At 67.6% G+C, this 19184-nt stretch carries 13 protein-coding genes and 3 pseudogenes; 4 read left to right on the top strand and 12 right to left on the bottom strand.

Annotation, left to right across the window (positions count from 1 at the left end):
• Nucleotides 1-182: 182 nt before the first annotated feature.
• The gene (locus FFS10_RS20310) at nucleotides 183-1589 is read left to right on the top strand and encodes an MmgE/PrpD family protein (protein WP_137896421.1); all 1407 of its coding nucleotides are present in this window, start codon (nucleotides 183-185) and stop codon (nucleotides 1587-1589) included.
• 140 nt (nucleotides 1590-1729) lie between these two features.
• Here the strand turns inward: FFS10_RS20310 and FFS10_RS20305 are convergent, their stop codons facing one another.
• The 8 genes and pseudogenes from FFS10_RS20305 to FFS10_RS20270 form a co-directional block, all read right to left on the bottom strand.
• Nucleotides 1730-3154 carry an MmgE/PrpD family protein gene (locus FFS10_RS20305; protein ID WP_137896420.1) on the bottom strand — a complete coding sequence of 475 codons (1425 nt, stop codon included), beginning with the start codon at nucleotides 3152-3154 and terminating at the stop codon, nucleotides 1730-1732.
• 125 nt (nucleotides 3155-3279) lie between these two features.
• Nucleotides 3280-4970, bottom strand: a pseudogene (locus tag FFS10_RS20300) (electron transfer flavoprotein-ubiquinone oxidoreductase).
• A 10-nt stretch (nucleotides 4971-4980) separates the two neighbouring features.
• Complete coding sequence (locus tag FFS10_RS20295; RefSeq protein ID WP_137896419.1) at nucleotides 4981-5835, bottom strand: HpcH/HpaI aldolase/citrate lyase family protein; 855 nt, start codon at nucleotides 5833-5835, stop codon at nucleotides 4981-4983.
• The gene (locus FFS10_RS20290) at nucleotides 5832-7016 is read right to left on the bottom strand and encodes a CaiB/BaiF CoA transferase family protein (protein ID WP_137896418.1); all 1185 of its coding nucleotides are present in this window, start codon (nucleotides 7014-7016) and stop codon (nucleotides 5832-5834) included. The genes FFS10_RS20295 and FFS10_RS20290 overlap by 4 nt, the downstream gene beginning before the upstream one ends.
• Nucleotides 7017-7041: 25 nt before the next feature.
• Nucleotides 7042-7881, bottom strand: coding sequence for an HTD2 family dehydratase (locus FFS10_RS20285; protein ID WP_137896417.1), 840 nt, complete (start codon nucleotides 7879-7881; stop codon nucleotides 7042-7044).
• Between the two features lie 7 nt (nucleotides 7882-7888).
• The gene (locus tag FFS10_RS20280; protein ID WP_137896416.1) at nucleotides 7889-8833 is read right to left on the bottom strand and encodes an electron transfer flavoprotein subunit alpha/FixB family protein; all 945 of its coding nucleotides are present in this window, start codon (nucleotides 8831-8833) and stop codon (nucleotides 7889-7891) included.
• 14 nt (nucleotides 8834-8847) lie between these two features.
• The gene (locus FFS10_RS20275; protein WP_137896415.1) at nucleotides 8848-9597 is read right to left on the bottom strand and encodes an electron transfer flavoprotein subunit beta/FixA family protein; all 750 of its coding nucleotides are present in this window, start codon (nucleotides 9595-9597) and stop codon (nucleotides 8848-8850) included.
• Between the two features lie 27 nt (nucleotides 9598-9624).
• Nucleotides 9625-9855, bottom strand: a pseudogene (locus FFS10_RS20270) (acyl-CoA dehydrogenase family protein); the annotation flags it as partial.
• Here FFS10_RS20270 and FFS10_RS20265 point away from each other — a divergent pair.
• The gene (locus FFS10_RS20265; RefSeq protein WP_137896414.1) at nucleotides 9827-10387 is read left to right on the top strand and encodes a LysR substrate-binding domain-containing protein; all 561 of its coding nucleotides are present in this window, start codon (nucleotides 9827-9829) and stop codon (nucleotides 10385-10387) included. The pseudogene FFS10_RS20270 and the gene FFS10_RS20265 sit on opposite strands and share 29 nt — an antisense overlap.
• Before the next feature lie 21 nt (nucleotides 10388-10408).
• On the opposite strand, the gene FFS10_RS23875 is transcribed toward FFS10_RS20265, so the two are convergent.
• Nucleotides 10409-10582, bottom strand: a complete 174-nt coding sequence (locus FFS10_RS23875) for a hypothetical protein (RefSeq protein WP_502702898.1) — start codon at nucleotides 10580-10582, stop codon at nucleotides 10409-10411.
• Nucleotides 10583-10593: 11 nt separating this feature from the next.
• Here FFS10_RS23875 and FFS10_RS23605 point away from each other — a divergent pair.
• Both FFS10_RS23605 and FFS10_RS23600 read left to right on the top strand, forming a co-directional pair.
• A pseudogene (locus tag FFS10_RS23605) lies at nucleotides 10594-11310 on the top strand (IS1634 family transposase); the annotation flags it as partial.
• A gap of 282 nt (nucleotides 11311-11592) precedes the next feature.
• On the top strand, nucleotides 11593-12120 hold the full coding sequence (locus FFS10_RS23600) for a hypothetical protein (protein WP_137896423.1): 528 nt from the start codon (nucleotides 11593-11595) through the stop codon (nucleotides 12118-12120).
• Here the strand turns inward: FFS10_RS23600 and FFS10_RS20245 are convergent.
• The 3 genes from FFS10_RS20245 to FFS10_RS20235 form a co-directional block, all read right to left on the bottom strand.
• The gene (locus tag FFS10_RS20245; protein ID WP_249931371.1) at nucleotides 12094-13434 is read right to left on the bottom strand and encodes an HlyD family type I secretion periplasmic adaptor subunit; all 1341 of its coding nucleotides are present in this window, start codon (nucleotides 13432-13434) and stop codon (nucleotides 12094-12096) included. The two genes, FFS10_RS23600 and FFS10_RS20245, sit on opposite strands and share 27 nt — an antisense overlap.
• The gene (locus FFS10_RS20240) at nucleotides 13431-15206 is read right to left on the bottom strand and encodes a type I secretion system permease/ATPase (RefSeq protein ID WP_137896413.1); all 1776 of its coding nucleotides are present in this window, start codon (nucleotides 15204-15206) and stop codon (nucleotides 13431-13433) included. The genes FFS10_RS20245 and FFS10_RS20240 overlap by 4 nt, the downstream gene beginning before the upstream one ends.
• Before the next feature lie 66 nt (nucleotides 15207-15272).
• On the bottom strand, nucleotides 15273-19184 hold a 3912-nt coding region (locus FFS10_RS20235), incomplete at its 5' end, for a beta strand repeat-containing protein (RefSeq protein WP_137896412.1).

Raw genomic sequence — 19184 nt, 5'->3', positions numbered from 1 at the left:
ATGGCACACCACGATCGATCGGACTGGGCGCCGCTCGCATGGGTCTGGTTGGCCGAAGCGCGTATGCTCGCGACTAGACTGGCGACGTAGATCATTTCGTCTACACCCTCTGAGATCGCCGAACACTACTTCGGACAAGCCACCGCCTGAACCCAGGCGCCATTTGCAGAAGGAGACACTACTTGAACACCCCGTCCACCGCGCCCGACAACTGCCCGCCACTGGAGCAGGCCGTGGTGCGCTTCATTCAGGAACTGAAGTACGAACACCTGGACGGCCCCGCCCACGCCGGTGTCAACCGACTGATGCGTGACCAGCTGGCGTTGCAGATCGGCATCTCGCGCATGCCCTGGTCCGAGCAGCTGCTGGACTACGCGACGCATCAGCAACGCCCGGGCAACAGCCGTGTGATGGCCAGCAGCCGGACCATGAGCGCCGCGGACGCGGCCTTCGTGAACGGCTCCTACGGCCACGGTTTCGAATACGACGATGCCCACGGCCCCAGCGCCAGCCATCCCGGCAGTTGTGTCATCCCGGCGGCCCTGGCCATCGGCGAGGAGCTGGGATCCAGCCTCGAGGAGGTGATCACCGCCCTGGTGGCCGGCTACGAGGTCTATACCCGCATCGGCGTGCTGGCCGCGCCCGAGCTGCTGCGGCGTGGTTTTCATCCGCATGCGGTGCTGTCCAACTTCGGCGCCGCCGCCGTGGCCGCCAAGCTGCGCAAGTTCGACGCCGAAACCACCCAACATGCGCTGGCCATTGCGCTCAGCCACGCCTCAGGCACCACGGAATACACCTCCACCGGTGGTTCCATCAAGCGCATCCATGCGGGCATAGGCACACGCAACGGCATGGTGGCGGCCGACATGGCCCGGGCCGGCATCACCGGACCACGCGCCTTCCTGAGTGGCAACAAGGGTTTCTTCCGCACTTTCCTGCAACGTGGGCCTGGCGAAGGCGCCGAACAGCGGTTCGAGATTCACCGCTCGTTCGAGATCAGTACCGTGTGGCTCAAGGCCTATTGCGCCTGTTATTGCACCCATGCCTACATCGATGCGCTGCGGCCCTTCGCCGCGCGTTGCAGCGACATCACCGATATCCATCTGAAGATCGCGCCGCACTTCAACGTCGTGGTCGGCACGGCCAATGCCAATGCCTACGATCCCAAGAACATCGAGCACGTGCAGTTCAGCCTGCCCGTCCAGGCGGCTTTCACGCTGCTGGGCATGGGCAACGGCTACCTGGTCCACCGCGACTACCTGGCGGGCCAGCTTGAGATGGCGCCGGTGGTCGATTTGATGCGCCGGATACGGATCACCGAAGCGCCCGAGCTGGAGCAAAAGTACCCCGGCAAGTTCGTGGCCGATGTGACACTGAGCTTGCGCGACGGCAGCACCGAACAGGTGTTTGTGGAAGACCCGATCGGCACCGACGCGAACCCCATGTCGGAGCACGCGCAGGACGCCAAGTTCATGGAGCTGACCGAGGGCATCCTGGGCACCGAACGGGCACAGACACTGTTGGCGACGCTCAGGCGCCTGGATCCGCGCCTGCCAGCAGCGGACCTGACCGCCCTTTGCACGGCCTGACGCGGCTACGCCAGGTCTGACCGGGGGTCCGGCGCCCCCCAATCACGTTGGAACGCTCCGACAGCGTTGCGCAGAAGCCGGTTGCAGCGAACTTCAGCCGTTGGAGCGCCCGTCGGCTCGCGGCCTCGTCCAGTGACAGGTCACTGCCGAACCAGCAGGCGCATGATCTCGCCGAAGTCCTCCACCTGTTCGAGGTGGAGCACTGCGTCGATCACCCTGTCGATCGTCGGCGCAGGCAGGATGCCATCGACGAACTGGCGGAACTTGCCCACCAGTTCTTCGGTCGTCATGTAGGTCGCAGGATCGGCCGAGGGGGTCCCTTTCGGGAACATCTTCTCGGCGGCGAAGGTTTGTCCACGCGCCCGGATTTCCACGCGTGAGGGACGGCTGGAGATGTCCGCCGAGATCGACTGGAAATACGTCGGGTGGGTTTCCAGCGTGACCTTGTTCATCAGGGCCAGCACCGAGGGATCAAAGACGACCGCCGGGTCCTGCCACTTGCGACCAGGCGGAACGCGGTGGGCCGCAACCGCCAGCCCATGGGCGAAGCAGAACTGCGCATCGTGCACTTGGGTGATCTCGCGGCTGGTGAAACAGGGCAGCACATAGGCCCAGCCCTCGCCATACGAGGTGATGCTCTCGATTTCGTGCACCTGGATGTCGTGTTGCGTCACCAGGTCGATCAGCAGGTCCAGCGGCGCGTGCATCACCCGGCAATGCGGATACGGCTTGAACATCTGGAACGCAGGGAAGCGCCAGTCGTCCCCCAGTCCAGCGGTCACCAGGTCGGGTGACCAGCGCGAGCTGCAGACGAAGCGCGGATAGCCATGCTCGTCATCGTCCAGCATCAGCAGGTCGCCGCGGTGACCCAGTTCGCCCATGTCCGCCGCGGTCAGCGCGGTGTTGGTCAGGCCCCCCGCGAGCTGGTATTTGATGGTCGAGGTCGGTGCGTGCATGAACCACGCGCGCTGCGAGTTCACCGGGGCCGATGCCGCGGCGATGCCGAGCGCGTTGGCGACCTGCTCCGATCCAAGCCGCTTCAGCCTGGCCACCGACGCGGTGGCGCCGAACACCGTGCTGCTGTAGCCCACCACCAACGCCGCCGCGGCCTTGCCATCCTTGGTGTCCCGGTAGCCGCTCATGGCCGCGCCCAGGCGATAGGACATCTCGTGCGAAACCGCAATCGCCGCGATCAGGTCCCGGCCCGGCCGGCGCTGAACCTCTGCCGTCGCGAAGGCACCGGGCAGGACGTACGGACTCACATGGCCGGGCAGCAGCACCGAGTCCGCATCGAGCGCATTGACCAGTTCCGCGTTGGCAAAGGCGGCGCCGTGGGCGCTGGACTTTTCGCCCGCACCGATGATCGTTGCCTGGCCACCGGTGCCCCCGATGCGGCGGCCGACCTCGATGCCGATACGTGAGCGCGGGTGGTCGATGCCCGCCAGGGCACAACCGATGGAATCAAGCACATCGCGCTTGCATTCCTCAACCACCCGGCTGGGCAGCCGGGTCAGGTCCGTACCGACGGTGAAGTCGGCCAATGTCTGAATGATGGTCATGGTCATTTCGTCGCTTTCAAGACCCGAACGATGTCGCCAACGCTCCGCTGCGTCAATGCACTGCCATTCCACGTTCCGTACCCTGGCACGCGCCATCGAGCAAGCATTGGCAGCTTCCCAGGCTCACCCATTCACATCCCCACGTAATTCGGCCCGCCGCCGCCTTCTGGCGTGACCCAGACGATGTTCTGCGTCGGGTCCTTGATGTCGCAGGTCTTGCAGTGCACGCAGTTCTGCGCGTTGATCACCAACTGGTCGGCGCCGTCCTGGTTGACGAACTCGTACACGCCGGCCGGGCAGTAGCGGCTCTCGGTGCCGCCGCACTTGGCCAGGTTGATGGCCACCGGCACGCTGGCGTCTTTCAGCGTCAGGTGCGCCGGCTGCTGCTCCTCGTGGTTGGTGTTGCTGATGAACACGCTGTAGAGGCGGTCGAAGCTGATCCTGCCGTCCGGCTTGGGGTACTCGATCCTGGGCATCTCGGCCGCCGGGCGCAGCTTGACGTGGTCGGGCGTGGTGTTGTGCAGCGTCCAGGGCGGGCTGCTCAGGCCCACCTTGGGCAGCAGCCACTGCTCCACGCCGGTCATCAGCTGGCCTACGGTCTTGCCCTTCTTGAACCAGTTCTTGAAGTTGCGCGTCTGCTGCAGTTCCTCGTTGAGCCAGCTGGCCGCGAAGGCGGCCGGGTAGGCGCTCAGTTCGTCCTGCGCACGGCCGGCGGCCAGGGCCTCGGCCAGCGCGTCGGCGCGTCGGCGCACAGCATGCCGCTCTTGATGGCCGCGTGGCTGCCCTTGATGCGCGCGGCGTTCAGGTAGCCGGCGTCGCAGCCAATCAGCGCGCCGCCGGGGAACACCGTCTTGGGCAGGGCCTGGGGCGTGCCGTTGTTGATGGCCCGCGCGCCGTAGCCCAGGCGCTTGCCGCCCTCGATGTGGGCCTTGATGGCCGGGTGGGTCTTCCAGCGCTGCATTTCCTCGAACGGCGACATCCAGGGGTTCTGGTAGTCCAGACCGATCACGAAGCCCAGCGTGACCTGGTTGTCCTCCAGGTGGTAGAGGAAGCCGCCGCCGAAGCTGTCGTCCTGCATGGGCCAACCGGCGGTGTGCACCACGCGCCCGGGCTGGGCCTGGGTCGAAGGGATTTCCCACAGCTCCTTGATGCCGATGGCAAAGCTCTGGGTGTCCTTGCCTTTGGCCAGGTCGTACCGGGCCAGCAGCTGCTTGCCCAGGTGGCCGCGCGCGCCCTCGGCGAAAACGGTGTATTTGCCCAGCAGCGCCATGCCGAGCTGGAAGCTGTCCATGGGCTGGCCGTCCTTGCCCACACCCAGGTTGCCGGTGGCCACGCCCTTGACGCGGCCTTGCTCGTCGTACAGCACCTCGGCGGCGGCGAAACCGGGGAAGATCTCCACGCCCAGGCGCTCGGCCTGCTGGGCCATCCACTTGACCACGTTGGACAGCGAGATGACGTAGCAGCCGTGGTTGTGGAAGTTGCGCGGCACCAGCCAGTCGGGGGAGCGAGTGCTGCCACTCTCGGACAGGAGCAGCACGTCGTCGCCGGTGACGGGCTGGGCCAGCGGGGCGCCGAGTTCCTTCCAGTCGGGGAAGAGTTCGGTGATGGCGCGCGGGTCCATCACGGCGCCGCTGAGGATGTGGGCACCGGGTTCGGAGCCCTTCTCCAGCACCACGACCGAGATGTCCTGGCCCCTCTGGGCGGCCACCTGCTTGAGGCGGATCGCGGTGGCCAGGCCGGCCGGCCCGCCGCCCACGATCACCACGTCGTATTCCATCGATTCGCGGGGGCCGAACTGCGCCAGCATCTCTTCGGATGTCATTTCGTCATGCTCATGTGGGGGTGACGGGTGCGGCGCGCAGCATGGCTTCGGCCGACCGGATCACGGGCAGGTCGACCATGCGGCCGTCCAGGCTGAAGGCCTGGCCACCGTGCTGGTCGGCCAGGGCCAGCACGCGCCGCGCCCAGTCGAGCTCGGCCGCAGAGGGTGAGAAGGCCTGGTTCACGCCGGCGACCTGGGCCGGGTGGATGCAGAGCTTGCCGCCGAAGCCAAACGCACGCGCGCGGGTGGTGTCGGCCAGCAGGCGTTCGGCGTTGCCGGTGTCGGTGGTCACGCCATCGATGGGCGCGGGCAGGCGGGCGCGCCGCGACGCGGCCACCAGGGCATTGCGGGCAAAGGCCAGCTCGGGCTCCTCGGGCGTGCAGCGCATGCCCAGGTCGAGCTGGAAGTCCAGATGGCCGAACGCCAGGCGCAGCACCTGGGGCTCGCGCGCCAGCGCGTCGGTCTGGTCCAGCCCGGCCAGCGACTCGATCAGGGGCACGACCCGACCCGCGGGCTGCAGACGCCCGGCCACGCTTCGCAGCGCCAGCGGGTCTTCGGACTTGGGCAGCATCACGGCGCCCAGTCCTTGCCCGAACCATGGGGACAGCAGCGCCAGGTCGGCCTCGTGCCAGGGCGTTCCGACGGCGTTGATGCGCACCAGCAGCCGCGCACGTTGCGCCGAATCCAGTTGCGGCAGACGCTCGGCCAGCGCCGCGCGGGCCATGTCCTTGCTGTCGGGGGCGACCGCGTCCTCCAGGTCCACGATGACCGCGTCGGCGCCGGCATCGAAGGCCTTGCCCAGCCGCTCCAGCCGCGTGGCCGGCACGAAAAGCAGGCTGCGTGCGTGTTGCAATGTGCAGCTCATACCACCCCCGCCTGGCGCATCGCCGAAATGTCGGCCGCGCTGCAGCCGAGCTCGCGCAGGATAGCCTCGCTGTGTTCACCCAGCGCGGGCACCGGATCCATGCGGCATTCGTAGTCGTTGCTGGTGGCTGGCGGCAGCAGCGCCTGCAGTGGGCCAGCCGGAGAGCCTATGGTCCGGAAGCGCTGGCGTGCATGCAACTGAGGATGCGCCCACCGGTCGGCCACCTGGTTGACGGCGGCGTTGGCGATCTGCGCCTCGTCCAGCCGGGCCACCACTTCGGCGGCGCTCAGGCTGCCAAAGACCTCGAGGATGATGCGGCGCAACTCAGCGCGGTTTTCGGCACGCCGCACATTGGCATCGAATCGTGGGTCGGCGGCCAATGTGGGCTGGCGCAGCACTTTCTCGCAGAACAGCCTCCACTCGCGTTCGTTCTGCAGGCCCAGCATGACGACGCGGCCATCGCCGGCCTCGAAGGGGCCGTAGGGGTAGATGGTGGCGTGCGCGGCGCCGTTGCGGCCGGGCGCTGACTGACCTTCGTAGGCGTAGTACATGGGGAAGCCCATCCACTCGGCCAGAGCCTCCAGCATGGACACTTCCACATGCGAGCCGCGACCGGTCTGGTGGCGCTGCAGCAGCGCGCTGAGCACGCCGGTGTAGGCGTACATGCCGGCCGCGATGTCGGCGGTGGAGTTGCCGGCCTTGCAGGGCTCCTCCGGCGTGCCGGTGATGTAAAGAAATGCCGCTTCACTCTGGATCAGCAGGTCGTAGGCCTTCTTGTCGCGGTAGGGGCCGTCGGCGCCGTAGCCGGAGATGTCGCACACCACCAGCCGGGGGTGCTGCTGGCTCAGCGCCTCGTAGCTCAGGCCCATGCGGGCGGCGGCGCCGGGCGCCAGATTCTGCACCAGCACGTCGGCCTGGGCGATCAGCTCGCCCAGCACCTGCAGCGCCTGCGGCTGCTTGAGGTCCAGCGTCAGGCTTTCCTTGGAGCGGTTGGTCCAGACGAAATGCGAGGCCAGGCCGTGGGTGCGGTGGTCGTAGGCGCGGGCAAAGTCGCCGCTGCCGGGGCGCTCGACCTTGATGACGCGGGCGCCCAGGTCGGCCAGTTGCCGGGTGCAAAAAGGCGCGGCAATCGCGTGTTCCAGGGTGACGACGGTGATGCCGCTCAAGGGGCGTGCTTGCATAGGAAGAACTTTCTGCCAGACGGCGTCAGACCCATTCGGCGCTGGCCGACATGGCCAGCTGGCCCTGCGGGCCACGGGCCCACAGCCGCGCATCCTGGCCGTCGACACGGCCGGCCACGGTGAAGGGCTCGGTATCGAACAGCGGGCTCACCGCCTTGAATTCAAAGCGGGCGACCTGCCGGCCGGGGTGGGCGCTGCGCAGCGTTTCCATGAGCAGGGTGGCGATCAAGGGACCGTGAACCACCAGCCCCGGATAGCCCTCTTCCGACATGGCGTAGGGCCGGTCGTAGTGGATGCGGTGACCGTTGAAGGTCAGCGCCGAGTAACGCATCAGCAGCACCGGGTCGGGCGTGATGACGCGGGAAAACTGCTCATCGGTGGGGGCGGCGGGTGGCACGGGCGCGGCGGCGCCGGGCGCCGGCGCATCGCGGTAGACGATGTCCTGCTCTTCGCTGATGGCCAGGCCCTGCGCATCGGACAGCTCGTGCAACACGGTGACGAACACCAGCTGACCGCTGCGGCCCGCCTTGGAGGACACCGAGGCAATGCGGGAGACCCGCCGCGCCTGGGCGCCGATCGACAGGGGGCGCAGGAAATGCAGCCGCCCGCCGGCCCACATGTGGCGCGGCAGCGTGACCGGGGGCAGGAAGCCGCCGCGCTGCGGATGGCCATCGGCACCGATGTTGGACTGCCGCTCGCCCGGCAGGAAATACAGCCAGTGCCACAGCGGCGGCAGGGCATCGAGCGCCGCATCCTGGGGGGCTTGGTCCAGGGTTGCCTGCATCAGACGCACAGGCGCGGGCGAAATCAGGTCGTCGAGTGTCTGGGTCCGACCCACCCAGGCGTCGTAGGATGTCTCGTTCATGGCCACCTCAGACCGCCCGGGCCAGCTCGGGCACGGCCGTGAAAAGATCAGCCTCCAGGCCGTAGTCGGCCACACTGAAGATAGGCGCCTCGGGGTCCTTGTTGATCGCCACGATCACCTTGGAATCCTTCATGCCCGCCAGGTGCTGGATGGCACCGCTGATGCCCGCTGCGATGTACAGCTGCGGCGCCACGATCTTGCCGGTCTGGCCGACCTGCAGGTCGTTGGGCGCGTAGCCCGCGTCCACCGCGGCGCGGCTGGCGCCTATGGCCGCGCCCAGCTTGTCGGCCAGCGGGGTGATGACCTCGTTGAACTTCTCGGCCGATCCCAAGGCGCGGCCGCCCGAGACGATGATCTTGGCGGCGGTGAGCTCGGGGCGCTCGCTCTTGACGATCTCGGCGCCGACGAAGCGGCTCTTGCCGCTGGCGGCCGCTGCGGCCACGGTCTCGACGACGGCGCTGCCCCCGGTCGCCGCCGCGGCGTCGAAGCCGGTGGTGCGCACGGTGATGAGCTTGGTGGCGTCGCTGCTCTGCACGGTGGCAATGGCGTTGCCGGCGTAGATGGGGCGCTCGAAGCTGTCGGCGCTGACCACCTTGGTGATCTCGCTGATCTGGGCCACATCCAGCTTGGCGGCCACGCGCGGCGCCACGCTCTTGCCGCCGGCGGTGGCCGGGAACAGGACATGGCTGTAGGCGGGCGCGATGATCAGCACCTGGGCCGCCAGGTTCTCGGCCAGGCCATGGGCCAGGCTGTCGCCCTCGGCGTGGATGACTTTGGACACGCCGGTGATCAGGCTGGCGGCTTCCGCAGCCTCTCTGCTGCCATGCCCCATCACCAGCACATGCACCTGGCCGTCCAGGAACATGCTGATTTCTGCCGCAGCTTTGACGGTATGGAGCGTGGCGCCTTTGATCGAGACGTTGTCGTGTTCGGCAATGACAAGTACGGTCATGATGTCGTTTCCCCTCAGATCACCTTGGCTTCGTTCTTCAATTTGTCGACCAATGTCGCGACGTCCGGCACCTTGATGCCGGCCTTGCGGCCCGCTGGCTCGGCGACCTTGATCGTCTTCAGGCGCGGCTTGACGTCCACACCCAGGTCTTCGGGCTTGACGGTGTCGAGCGGCTTCTTCTTGGCCTTCATGATGTTGGGCAGGGTCACGTAGCGCGGCTCGTTCAGGCGCAGGTCGGTGGTGACCACGGCGGGCAGGGACAGGCTCAGGGTCTCCAGGCCGCCGTCGATCTCGCGAGTAACGCTGAGCTTGTCACCGGCCACCTCGACCTTGCTGGCGAAGGTGGCCTGGGGCAGCTCGGCCAGGGCCGCCAGCATCTGGCCGGTCTGGTTGGCGTCGTCGTCGATGGCCTGCTTGCCCAGGATCACCAGGCCGGGCTGCTCCTTGTCGACCAAGGCCTTGAGCAGCTTGGCCACGGCCAGGGGCTGCAGTTCTTCATTCGTCTCGACCAGGATGGCGCGGTCCGCGCCTATGGCCATGGCGGTGCGCAGGGTTTCCTGGCACTGGGCCACGCCGCAGGAGACGGCTATCACCTCGGTGGCCGCGCCGTTCTCTTTCAGGCGCACCGCCTCTTCGACGGCGATCTCGTCGAACGGGTTCATCGACATCTTGACGTTGCTCAGGTCGACGCCGGAGCCATCGGGCTTGACGCGGGCCTTGACGTTGTAGTCCAGCACACGTTTGACGGGAACGAGTATCTTCATAGGGATATCGGCTTTCTCGGATCGGGTTCAGAACGAGCGGGGAAGACCCAGCACGTGCTCGGCCACGTGGCTCAGGATCATGTTGGTGGAGATGGGCGCGACCTGGTACAGGCGCGTCTCGCGGAACTTGCGCTCGACGTCGTATTCGCAGGCGAAACCGAAGCCGCCATGCGTCTGCAGGCAGGCGTTGGCGGCCTCCCAGCTGGCCTTGGCCGCCAGGTACTTGGCCATGTTGGCCTCGACGCCGGCGTTCTGGCGTGTCGAGAAGGGCGACATCGACATTGCCCTGCTCTACGGCCAGAAGGAGACCCCCGCACTGCAGGTCAAGGCCTTGGTGGAGGAAAGCCTGTGGGTGGTGGCGCCGCCCTCGGCCCGCTTGTCGCACAAACGCCCGCTGGCGCTGGCGCAGGTCGCGCAGCATCCCTTCATCCTGCCCGGCCCGCCCCAGGGCCTGCGCGCGATGATTGAACACGCGGCCACCGAAGCCGGCGTGGCCCTGGACGTGGTGGCCGAAACCAACGCGCTGAGCGTGCAGAAGTCGCTGGTCGCCGAAGGCCAGGGCTGGACCATACTGCCTGCGGTCTGCGTCAAGCAGGAGGTCGAGCGGGGCCAGCTGAGCGCCGCGCCGCTGATCCCCCCCGGCCTGCGCCGCACCATAGTGTTGGCGGCGCCCACCACACGCCAGGCCACTGCGCCGGTGCGCTGCGTGGTGGCGACGCTGCTGGAGCAGGTCAAGATGGCGTTCGACGCCGGACACTGGGGCGTGTTCGCACGCTGGATCGGGCGCTGAGCCCGAACGGCCTGACCTGGGTCAACTGGCGCGGGTGAGCTGGGCGATGCGCTTCCAGTGCGCGTCCTCGCGTGGCAAGTCGGCCTGGAAGGCGCGGTGCTCGACCAGTTCGACATACATGGATTGTCTGTCGCAAAACGCCTTGAACTCTGCCGATTGCGCGATACGCGCCAACTCGTTGGAGATCAGTTGCACCACCGGCGCAGGTGCGGCCGCCGGCGCGAAGGCGGCTATCCAGGAGGCGACTTCGAAACCAGGTATGCCCGCTTCGATTCGTTGCGCCCCACACCAAGCTGGCCACCACGCGCTGGTGGCACACCACGACGCTGGCCGAGGACTTCGCCGTGGCCTCGTGCGACGAGGACGATCTGTACGCGGCCATGGACTGGCTGCTTGAGCGCCAGGACACCATTCAGAAGAAACTCGCGGCACGCCACCTGAGCGAGGGCGCCTTGGTGCTGTACGAACTGTCCTCCAGCTACTTCGAGGGCAGCAGCTGCCCGCTGGCCAAGCTGGACTACAGCCGCGATGGCAAGAAGGGGTTGCCGCAGGTCAACTACGGCCTGCTCACCGATGCGCGTGGCTGCCCGCTGGCCGTCTCGGTGCACGAGGGCAATGTGGCCGACAGCCCGACCTCCATGCCCGAGGTCAAGCGCCTGCGCGAGCAGTTCGGTGTCAAGCAGCTGGTGATGGTGGGCGACCGCGGCATGATCTCCAGCAAAGCCATCGAGGAGATGCGCGAGAGTGAGGGCATCGCCTGGATCACGGCCCTCAAGAGCGTGTCGATCCGCGCGCTGGTGGACCAAGGGCAGTTGCAACTGGATTTTCTCGACGAGCGCAATTTGCTCGAGATGAGCTCGCCGGACTATCCGGGCGAGCGGCTGGTGGCATGCCGTAATCCGGAACTGGCCCGGCTGCGCGCGCACAGGCGTGAAGAACTGCTCGCGGCCACCGAGCGCAACCTTGAGAAGATCAAGGCCCGGGTGGAGGCGGGCAGGCTGATGTTCGCCGACACGGATCAAGCGGCCAAGACCACGCGCGATCCGGTGGCGCCGGCTGCGCGCTCCAAGGCGGCGCTGCGCAAGGTGAGTAGTCGCACGTTGGACGATGACACGCCGGCGCACAGCTTTGCCAGGCTCATGGGTAACCACGACCGACGGGCGCGCTACAGTTGCGACATCCTCCACTCGCGAAAGGCTGAGCCCATGCCCTCCGCCCTGGAACTGGCCGCCGACCATCCGGCGCTCAAACAGGCCGTGCAACGCAGCCGCGCCCTGCTGCACAAGCGCGCCCTGGTCGCTGCAGCCGCCGGCGTCGTGCCCCTGCCCGGCCTGGACTGGGCCGTTGATGCCGCCCTGCTGGCGCGCCTGATCCCGAGGATCAGCGGTGAGTTCGGCCTGCTGCCCGACCAGATCGACCGTCTGGCCCCTTCGCAGCGCGAGCGCGTGCAAAAGGCCGTGGCCATGGTCGGCTCGGTGCTGATAGGCCGCTTCATCACGCGCGACCTGCTGCTGCGTGCAGCCCAGGCCATCGGCTTGCGCCTGAGCGCCGGCCAGGCCGCACGCTTCGTTCCGCTGGCAGGCCAGGCGGTCTCGGCCGCCATCGGCTACACCACCCTGCGCTATCTGGGCGAGCAGCACATCAAGGACTGCGTGCGCGTGGCGCTGGCGGCGCAGATGCGGCTGCCGGGGCCCGGGCCTCAAGATTCAACGCTCACGCCCGGCGCGCCTTAGCACCTGCGTCATCGGCTCCAGCAAGTACTGCAGCGGCGTGCGCGTCTCGCCCTTGATGTAGACCTCGGCCGGCATGCCGGCCAGCAGCTTGACGTCCTCGGCACGCGCCAGAGAGGCAGCATCGGCCTCTATCATCGCCACGTAGTAGGGCTGGTTGCTGACGCGATCCACCAAGCGGTCGGGCGACACATAGAGCAGCCTGCCCTCGACCAGGCGGGTGGTGCGGTACTTGAACGCGGTGAAGCGGATCTCGGCCGCCTGCCCCTGTTGCACGCGGCTCACGTCCTCGGTGCGTATATGCGCCTCGACCAGCAAGCGCGGATCGGCCGGCACGATGTCGGCAATCGGCTCGCGCGGCGACACCACCGAGCCCGGCGAGGTGAACCTGAGGTTCATCACGTCGCCCGCCGCCGGCGCGGCGATGACCTGGCGCTTGGACGCATCGCTGGACTTGCGCCACTCCTGCTCGATTTCCGACAGGCGCGCGCTCGTGACCTTGAGCTGGTCGCTGGCCTGCTGCCGGTACTCGCCTTCGAGCGACTTGATGCGCAGGTCGGTGTCGAGCAGGCGCTGCTCGGCACGCGCCAGGTCGGAGCGCTTTTCCTCGAGCTTGACGCCATAGTCGGCCACCGCGGCCTCCAGCTGCGAAATGCGCGTGGCCGAAATGAAGCCCTCCTTCTGCAGGTTGCGGTGTGTCTCGAGCTCGGACCTCTGGTGGCGCAGCGATTCGGTGGCCTGGGCGATCTGCGCGCGCAGCGCCTCGCGCTCCTGCTGCACCTTGTCACGCTGGGCGCGCAGCAGCGTACTCTGGCTGCCCAGGGCCTCGCGCCGCGCGGCGAACAGCGCCTTTTCCTTGGCGACCTGCTGAGCGAGGCGAGGATCGGTGGCGGCCGCATGCGCGAGGTCTTGCGGCCAGTTGATCGCCGCCGACAGCGCCTGCTCCGCTTCGAGCCGCGCCATACTGGCGCGCTCGGCATTGACGCGGTAGCTGAGGCGGTTCATGTCGGCGTCGACCGACACATCGCCGAGGACCAGCAGGGCCTGGCCCTGCGCGACGCGCTGGCCGTCGCGCACCAGCACCTCGCGCACCGTGCCGCCCTCGGCATGCTGCACCGGCCGGCGATCCAGGTCGACCTTGACGAAGGCGCTGGCCACGACCGCCGACGACAAAGGCGCCCAGGCCAGCCAACCGGCCACGGGGACCAGCCCGAGCACCAGCACCCAACCAGCCCAGCGTGCCAGGCGGCGCGCCTCGGCCTTCTGCTCGAGCAGCGGCGCGTCGGCATTGATGGGCGTCATCGCTGCGGCGATCATGATGCCTCCCCTCGGCCGGCGCCCGAGCGCTGGAGCGTCTGCAGCATGTCGACCACGCGCGCACCCGCCGCGCCATGGGCTTCGGCCTCAGCCGCCGGTGCGGCCTGCTTCTGCGCTTGCTGCGGCCGCTGCTGCATCGCGCGCATGACCTCGGCCGCAGCGCCGTAATGCTGCACGCGGCCGCCGTCGAGCACCAGCATCTTGTCCACATGCTGGATCAGCGTCGAGCGATGCGTCACAACCACCACCGTGACCTGGCCGCGCAGATCGGCCAGGGTGGCCGCCAGCGCGTTCTCGCCCGCGCCGTCGAGGTTGGAATTGGGCTCGTCGAGCAGCAGCAGCCTGGGATCGCCGTAGAGCGCGCGGGCCAGCGCGATGCGCTGGCGCTGGCCGGGCGAGAGCAGGGCGCCGGCAGGATCGACCGGGGTGTCGTAGCCCTCGGGCAGACTCAGGATCAGTTCGTGCACATGGGCGCGCTGCGCCGCCAGCACCACCCGCTCGGCATCCACTTCGCCCAGCCGCGCGATATTCTCCGCCACCGTGCCGGGAAACAGCTCGACGTCCTGCGGCACATAGCCGATATGCGGGCCGAGTTCTTCGCGCGGCCACTGCGAGAGATCGGCCTGGTCGAGCCGCACGCTGCCGGACGTCGGTGCCCAGACCCCCGTCAGCAGCCTCACCAGCGTGCTCTTGCCGGCGGCGCTGGGGCCGATGACGGCCAGCGCCTCGCCCGGCTCGAGCTGCAGCGAGACGCCGGCCAGGATCAGCCGCTCCCCCTGCGGCGCGCGAAATACCAGGTTTTGCGCCTGCAAGCGGCCGGTCGGCGCGGGCAGCGGCATACGCCGTGGTTCGGCGTCCGCCGCGGCCAGCAGATCGCGCAGCCGGCGAAACGCGGCCCGGCCCTCGGCCAGCACACGCCAGCTGCCCACCACCTGCTCCACCGGCGCGAGCGCCCGGCCGAGCAGCACCGTGGTGGCGATCATGATACCGGCCGTGGCCTCGCCGTGGATGACCAACCAGGCGCCCAGGCCGAGCATCAGCACCTGCACGGCCTGGCGCAGGGTGCGCGTGCAGGCGGCCATCAGCACCGACTTGCGCGCCGTCCGGCCCTGCAGCGCCGTGACCTCCTGGTTCTTTTGCCGCCATCGGCCCAGCAGTGCCTCGGTCATGCCCAGCGCCTGCGCAACCTCGGCGTTCTGCAGCGAGGCCTCGAGATAGCGCGTGGCGCCGGCCGCGGCCTTCTGCAGCGACTCGATCTCGCGCCGCGTGATCAGGTCGTTCAGCAGCGCAAGCCCGAGCATCAGCAGCGCCGCCGCGGCCGCCGCCATGCCCAGGGCCGGATGGACCAGCCAGACCACGGCGACATAGACCAGGGCCCAGGGTGCGTCGAACAGCGCGAGCAGGCCTTGGGACGAGAACAGCGCACGCAGCGCCGCCACGTCGCGCATCCCCTCGGCCGGCGCACGCCCGCTGCGCCGCGCGCCCTGCGCCACCGTGATGCGCGCCACCACGGGCGACAGCGCCTCGGCCACCAGGTTGCCCGCCACGCCCTGCAGCCGGCCCCGCAGGTGATCGAGCGCCACCAGCAGCACGAGCGCCATGCCCACGCCGAGCAGCAGCACCAGCAGCGTCTCGCCGCTCTGGCTGGCCAGCACGCGGTCGAACACCTGCAGCATGAAGACCGCGGGGGTCAGCAGCAGCAGGTTGACGAAGAAGGACAGGGCCGCGACATGGAGCAGCGGGCGGCGCAGCAGGATCGGCAGAGCGGTCATGGAAGCTCCCGGGTAGGGATCGCGATAGCGGCAGGTGCCAGCTTCAAGACGTCGGCCCATCACCCGCTACAGCAAGGGGTCCGCATCGATGTGCGCCATCAGCGTCTCGTTGTCCAGGCCCGTGATGCCCTGCAGCACCAGCAAATCCTGCGCGCTGTAGGCCGAGCCCGCGCCGTCGCGGTCTATGCTGACGATGGCGTTCCCGTCGACCTCGCGCATGCCGAAGAACTGCGCCGCGTCGGCCGCCGTGTAGCGGATCAGCAGGTCGCCGACGTTGAGCGTATCGCCGCCGGGGCCCGTGTCGAAATCCGTGATCGTGTCCACGGCATCGGCGTCGGTGCGCAGGAACATGAAGGTATCGCTGCCGGCGCCGCCGGTCAGCATGTCGCTTCCCGTGCGGCCGATGATCAGGTCGTCGCCGTCGCCGCCGACCAGCGTGTCCGCGCCCACCCCGCCCAGAACCGTGCCATTGCTTTGCGAGCCACTGTTGGTCACGACCGTGTTGCCGTCTTCGGCCGACGAGCCCTGGAAATCGGCCGCCGCGTACCGCCCCACGAGGGTGAGCTCGGCCGTATGCGTTCCGTCGCTCACGGTCAGCCTGCCCGCGGTGTTGGCGGCATTTGCCGTGTAGCTGATCTGCGTGCCGCTGCCGAAGACGAGCTCGCCGAACTGCAGGCTGTCGTCGGCGGCGAGGCCGGCGATCGTTCCCGTGAAGCCCGAAGCCTGGTCGAAGCTCAGCGTGCCCGATCCGCCATCGGCGAAGGCAATGGTCGCGTCGGAGGCGGTGCCGAATTCGAGCGTCGCGGTGCCACTGATCGTCGCGCTGCCGCTGCCCGAGACCGCGCCCCGGACGTCCACGTTGCCGCCGTTGGCCCAGAGGTGACCCGCGTTCCACAAGCCACTCTCGATGACCAGGCCTCCGGCGCCGCTGGCCGCGAGCGTCCCTGTGTTGGCCACGGTGTTGGAGCCCGTGTCTATCACCAGCGCGTTGCTTCCGTCGGCGAGAATCGTGCCGCCGTTGACCAGCGTCATCTGGCCCGCGCCGATCTGGCCCGCGCCGGAAATCAGGTTGTCTTCGTTCACCAGCGTCGCGCTCGACACGGCGCCAAAGATCACGTTGTTCGCGTTGTCCGACAGCAGCACCTGCCCGCCACCGCGCAGCGTCATACTCTCGACGAGCACCTGCAGGTCGGTCTCGCTGCCCGTGGAAGCGAGCGCGATCGTGCCGCTGTTCTCGACCAAGCCGCCAAGCGGCAGGATGGCGCCGTCGCTGATCGTCATGGTGCCGGCGTTGACGGTCGTCGGCTCGAAGTTGAACAGGAAGTTGGCGGCGCTCAGGTCGGCCGCGTGAACGCCGAGCACCGTGATCGTCGCGCCCGAAGCCAGCGTGATCACCGCGTTGCCGTCGGCATCGTCGGCGATCGCGAGATCGCCGAACTGCGAGACGCCGGTGAAGCCGATCAGGTCGATCCGGTCCGCCGCCACGTCGAAGTTGTGGATCGTGTCGCGCGCGATCGGTTGGGCGAAGACGAACAGGTCGGCGCCGCTCGAGCCGCTGAGGTGGTCGTCCGACGATACCGCGAAGATCGGCGAGCCGGGGGCGTAGGCTTCGACGTTGTCGAGCACCACCATGCTGCCCGTCGTGCCGTCGGCGTTGGTCCAGGTCATCGTCACCGGGAGCAGCATGGCGCCGGTGAAGTCAGGCGGCGTGGTGATCGTCAATGCGCTGGGGTCGTTCGTTTGAATCGTCCAGGCGCCGTTGCCGAGATCGGTTCCGCCGTCCAGGGTCCAGCCCGATGGAACGCCGGTGAGCGTCACCGTGATCGCGTCGTTCGCATCGGCCGTCGGATCGGTGAGGGCCAAGTTGATCGGAGACCCAGCAACCCCAGCCGGTAGAACACGCGAGCCAATCGCCGTCGACAGATCCGCCAGCGTTACCCCCTCAAGGTCCACCAAAATATCGTTCGCGCTGTCGGGAGTGGCGCCAACCTGCTGATAAACATAAGTGTGGGCTGTTCCGCTGATCGTCGCCGTGAACGCCACTGTCGCGCCGGCGTTGCCAATGTCGTTGGCCTGCAGATACTGCACCACAGCCGCGACATGCGCGGTTGATGTCAGACTTACCGCAGCACTATAGGCATCTGCGTCGTCGAATGTGATGATGCCGTTTGAAATGGTGTGCGATTTCACGGTTTGACCGGCAATGGTCAAGGTGGAGTTCGCGCCATCCACATTCGTGCCGGTTGCAGCCGCAGGCGTGCCCTGCAGATCCAAGGTGTCGGCATTCCCCGTCGTAAATAGGAAGTCGGTAATGACATCGTAGCCGGCAATCGTGCCGGAATCCCCGACGCCGCCGACCGTGACAGAAGACTCCCCGCTATTGATTACAAACGTGTCTTGTTGATTTCCCCCAGTCATCGTGTCCGCGCCCGCTCCGCCTGTAATATTGTCTGCCCCCGCACCGCCAACCAGAGAGTCGCTGCCAGAACCACCCGTGATGCTGTCGGCGCCGGAATCGCCGTTGATCGTGTCGTTCCCAGCCGCGCCGACGATAGTGTCGTTGCCCGCGCCACCGGTGATCGTGTCGTTGCCCGCACCGCCGGTGATGCTGAAGGCGCCATTGGATTCGGCTATACCGTTCCAGGTCAACGTTTGACCACTAGTCAGTGCCGTGCCGTCCACCGTCAGTGTTTGACCCGCAGCAACCAGGGCATTCACCGTGGTGACGTTGGTCGTGGCTGCGCCCAGGGTAATGACTTCGATGCCAGTGACATTGTTCAGATCGTCGCTCGCGCCGTTGCTGTCCGTGAAGCTCAGCGTGTCCGTGCCTGTGCCACCGTTGATGGTGTCCGCACTGGTCAGGTTGCCGGCCAGCACGAAGCTGTCGTTGCCGCTGCCGCCAGCCAGGGAGTCGTTGCCTGCGCCACTGACGATCGTGTCGTTGCCGGAGCCACCCGTGATGGTGTCATTGCCCGCACCCCCTGTGACGCTGAAGGCGCCATCGGTTTCGGCCACGCCGTTCCAGGTCAGGGTCTGCCCTGCGCCCAGCGCCGTGCCGTCCACCGTCAAGGTTTGGCCCGCGGCAACCAGGGCATCCACCGTGGTCACACTCGTGACGGCCGCGCCCAGGGTGATGATTTCAATATTGGTGACATTGTTCAGGTCATTGGCTGCGCCGTTGCTGTCCGTGAAGCTCAGCGTGTCCGTGCCTGCGCCGCCGTTAATGGTGTCCGCGCTGGTGAGGTTGACGGCCAGAACGAAGCTGTCGTTTCCGCCACCGCCAGCCAGGGAGTCGTTGCCGGCACCACTGGTGATGGTGTCGTTGCCGGAGCCGCCCGTGATCGTATCGTTGCCAGCACCGCCGGTGATGCTGAAGGCGCCATCGGTTTCGGCAGCGCCGTTCCAAGTCAGGGTGGTTGCCGCCGTGCCGTCCACCGTCAAGGTTTGGCCCGCGGCAACCAGAGCATCCACCGTGGTCACACTCGTGACGGCCGCGCCCAGGGTGATGATTTCAATATTGGTGACATTGTTCAGGTCATTGGCTGCGCCGTTGCTGTCCGTGAAGCTCAGCGCGTCCGTGCCTGCGCCGCCGTTAATGGTGTCCGCGCTGGTCAGGTTGACGGCCAGAACGAAGCTGTCGTTTCCGCCACCGCCAGCCAGGGAGTCGTTGCCAGCGCCACTGGTGATGGAGTCATTGCCGTCCCCGCCGCTGATCGTGTCCGCCCCTGCGCCGCCGATGATCGTGTCGTTGCCGGCTCCGCCGGTGATGCTGAAGGCGCCATCGGTTTCGGCAGCGCCGTTCCAAGTCAGGGTGGTTGCCGCCGTGCCGTCCACCGTCAAGGTTTGGCCCGCGGCAACCAGGGCGTCCACCGTGGTCACACTCGTGACGGCCGCGCCCAGGGTGATGATTTCAATATTGGTGACATTGTTCAGGTCATTGGCTGCGCCGTTGCTGTCCGTGAAGCTCAGCGTGTCCGT

It is taken from the genome of Ramlibacter sp. 2FC (assembly GCF_005503345.1).
GTDB lineage: Bacteria > Pseudomonadota > Gammaproteobacteria > Burkholderiales > Burkholderiaceae_C > SCMQ01.
This window is presented reverse-complemented; position numbering and strand designations above follow the sequence as displayed.

What these genes read in the sequence shown, in the direction of transcription:
- FFS10_RS20305 (WP_137896420.1), bottom strand. Translation starts at nt 3,154, where the DNA reads ATGACCATGACCATCATTCAGACATTGGCCGACTTCACCGTCGGTACG.
- FFS10_RS20295 (WP_137896419.1), bottom strand. Translation starts at nt 5,835, where the DNA reads ATGAGCTGCACATTGCAACACGCACGCAGCCTGCTTTTCGTGCCGGCC.
- FFS10_RS20290 (WP_137896418.1), bottom strand. Translation starts at nt 7,016, where the DNA reads ATGCAAGCACGCCCCTTGAGCGGCATCACCGTCGTCACCCTGGAACAC.
- FFS10_RS20285 (WP_137896417.1), bottom strand. Translation starts at nt 7,881, where the DNA reads ATGAACGAGACATCCTACGACGCCTGGGTGGGTCGGACCCAGACACTC.
- FFS10_RS20280 (WP_137896416.1), bottom strand. Translation starts at nt 8,833, where the DNA reads ATGACCGTACTTGTCATTGCCGAACACGACAACGTCTCGATCAAAGGC.
- FFS10_RS20275 (WP_137896415.1), bottom strand. Translation starts at nt 9,597, where the DNA reads ATGAAGATACTCGTTCCCGTCAAACGTGTGCTGGACTACAACGTCAAG.
- FFS10_RS20265 (WP_137896414.1), top strand. Translation starts at nt 9,827, where the DNA reads ATGTTGGCCTCGACGCCGGCGTTCTGGCGTGTCGAGAAGGGCGACATC.
- FFS10_RS23600 (WP_137896423.1), top strand. Translation starts at nt 11,593, where the DNA reads ATGCCCTCCGCCCTGGAACTGGCCGCCGACCATCCGGCGCTCAAACAG.
- FFS10_RS20245 (WP_249931371.1), bottom strand. Translation starts at nt 13,434, where the DNA reads ATGATCGCCGCAGCGATGACGCCCATCAATGCCGACGCGCCGCTGCTC.
- FFS10_RS20240 (WP_137896413.1), bottom strand. Translation starts at nt 15,206, where the DNA reads ATGACCGCTCTGCCGATCCTGCTGCGCCGCCCGCTGCTCCATGTCGCG.